Origin of the sequence: Treponema sp., assembly GCF_045657965.1 — a bacterium.
In the GTDB taxonomy this organism is placed as follows: Bacteria; Spirochaetota; Spirochaetia; order Treponematales; family Treponemataceae; genus Treponema_D.
Window position 1 is genome coordinate 1 of sequence record NZ_JAZOUG010000253.1, and the last position, 2,430, is coordinate 2,430.

Consider the following 2,430-nt stretch of genomic DNA (forward strand, 5'->3'; position numbering starts at 1 on the left):
CGCTTGGCCTCCGACTTGGCAGATCCGCTGATTGAGCAGCTGATAAAGGTGGAGCAGAAAAAAAATATTTCTTTTTACCCGCTCCCTCATGTGGCCGTTTCAAGCAAAATCTGCTGGGACAAACCCGTTAATTTCCTCAGCGAGGAGTTTTCGGATTTTGTCCGCCAAATCATTAAATAAGAAACAGTCAAAAAAGTTTTAAGGAGTTATATATGAAAAAATCATTGCTTGCCGTAACGGCACTTCTTATGGTTTTTAATTTTTCGTCTTGCAGTAAAAAAGAAGCTGCAAAGAAAGCTACCCGTACAATCACTGACCACACAGGACGCCAAGTTGAAATTCCTGCCGAACTGAACAGAATCGTAATCGGCTCAATTCTCCCGCTGGCCTCAGTTTACTGCATGTACATGGGCTCAACTGACAAGCTGGTGGGAATGCATCCGTCGTCAATGGCTGCTGCAAAAAATTCCTACCTGGCTACTGTTTACCCTGAAGTCACAAAAATAGATTCTTCTTTTGTCCAGAACGGGGTGGTTAATGTGGAGGAATTGCTCAAACTTAAGCCGGATGTTGTCTTCTATTCTGCGACAAATGAAGAAGAGCGTCAGGTTTACGAAAATGCCGGAATCCCAGCAGTCGGATTTTCAGTCACTCTTTCAGGCTACAATTCCGTAGAAACCTACGCTGACTGGATTAATCTTTTAGGACAGATTTTCGGTGACACTGGACGTGCCTCACAGATTATTGAAGAAGGCCGCAAGGTTCAGAATGATATTTTGGAACGGGTGAATAAGCTTGATGACTCTCAGAAGCCTCGCGTCCTTATTCTTTTTAATTATGATGATGCAAATATGACAGCCGCGGGAAGCAATTTTTTCTCAGAATACTGGATTGGAACTGCCGGCGGAATCAATGTTGCCGCTGATTTTAAGGGGCAGGGAAAAATCAACATGGAACAGGTTTATAAGTGGAATCCTGACATGATTTTCATTACGAATTTCAGTCCGCGTCTGGCAGAAGATTTGCTTGAAAACAAAATCGAAGGCACTGACTGGTCGCTGGTAAAGGCCGTAAAAGAAGGAAAAGTCTATAAATTCCCGCTAGGCATGTACCGCTGGTTCCCGCCTGCAAGCGACACACCGCTTGTCCTTCAGTGGCTTGCCACAAAAATACAGCCTCAGCTTTTTTCTGACATCGACATGGACAAAAACATCACCGGCTACTACAAAAAATATTACGGTGTTGATTTGAAAGCTGAAGATTTACAGGCCATTTATCATCCGGTTCGGGCTGCAAGCGGAAAATAATATGTTCATCGAGAATAAAAACTTTCGCTCGCTTTTTATCCTTGTCTCTTTCCTGCTGATTCCCGTGACAGTTTTGATTTGTCTTGGGGTGGGCCGCTATAGTCTTTCGCCCCTGCAGATTATCCAGTCGTTTGCGGATGCACTGCGGGGAGAAAGCGGCGATGTCATGGCAAAGACCGTGATTTTCAAAGTCCGCTTCCCGCGAATTCTTCTTGCTCTTGTGGCAGGGGCGGGGCTTGCATGTTCTGGAACGGCCTTTCAGGGACTGTTTTCAAATCCACTTGCAACTCCTGACACGCTTGGGGTGGCCAGCGGGGCCTCCTTTGGGGCTGTCCTTGCAATGATGTTTCACTGGAACTTAATAGGAATTCAGGCCCTTGCCTTGTGCTTTGGCCTTGTTTCTTGTTTTTTAACGATACAGATAAGCCGGATAAAGGGAAAATCTTCAATCATCATGATTATTTTGTCTGGAATGGTGATTTCCTCGCTCTTTCAGGCTTTGGTTTCAATCGTAAAGTACCTGGCTGACCCTGAGGACGAGCTTCCTTCAATCACTTATTGGCTTATGGGAAGCATGTCCAGCGTGACTTACAAGAGTTTGATTTTTGGCGTGCCTTTTATTCTTATTGGGCTGGTCATAATCTGGTCATTAAAGTGGCGGCTAAACATTCTCTCCCTTAACGAAGATGAGGCAAAATCAATGGGAGTGAACATTAAGTACCTGCGCCTATGCATAATCGTTGCATCTTCGTTGATTACGGCTTCGGTAATTTCCATGTGTGGTCAGATTGGCTGGGTTGGACTCTTGATTCCCCATATTTCACGAATGCTTTTGGGCAGCAACAATAAGACGGTAGTTCCTTTGAGTATTTCGTTTGGGGCGATTTTTATGGTTATAATTGACACTTTTGCCCGGAGTGCTTCCTCTGCGGAAATCCCGATTTCAATTCTGACTGCAATTATCGGAGCTCCGGTTTTCATCAGTTTACTTAGAAAAACAGGAGGAGTGTGGGCATGACCTTTCAGGTAAAAAACGGCGGCTTTTCCTACGATTCACGCCGTGTCTTGGATAATATCACTTTTGACCTTTCTGACGGGGAAATCTTGTGCGTTTTAGGCTCCA

At 44.8% G+C, this 2,430-nt stretch carries 2 protein-coding genes and 1 pseudogene; all 3 read left to right on the forward strand.

What is annotated here, in order from left to right; genetic code table 11:
* Positions 1 to 180 (forward strand): annotated as a pseudogene (locus tag ACKI5B_RS09590) (hypothetical protein); the annotation flags it as partial.
* A gap of 32 nt (positions 181 to 212) precedes the next feature.
* Positions 213 to 1,307 (forward strand): ABC transporter substrate-binding protein, encoded by a 1,095-nt coding sequence (locus ACKI5B_RS09595; RefSeq protein ID WP_407428168.1) that lies wholly within the window; start codon positions 213 to 215, stop codon positions 1,305 to 1,307.
* 1 nt (position 1,308) lies between these two features.
* A complete protein-coding gene (locus ACKI5B_RS09600; RefSeq protein WP_407428170.1) occupies positions 1,309 to 2,325 on the forward strand; it encodes a FecCD family ABC transporter permease in 1,017 nt (338 codons plus the stop codon).
* Positions 2,326 to 2,430 lie beyond the last annotated feature (105 nt).

Bases quoted from the DNA above. Each gene is read 5' to 3' on its own strand.
- ACKI5B_RS09600 (WP_407428170.1), top strand. From the start codon at position 1,309: ATGTTCATCGAGAATAAAAACTTTCGCTCGCTTTTTATCCTTGTCTCT.
- ACKI5B_RS09595 (WP_407428168.1), top strand. From the start codon at position 213: ATGAAAAAATCATTGCTTGCCGTAACGGCACTTCTTATGGTTTTTAAT.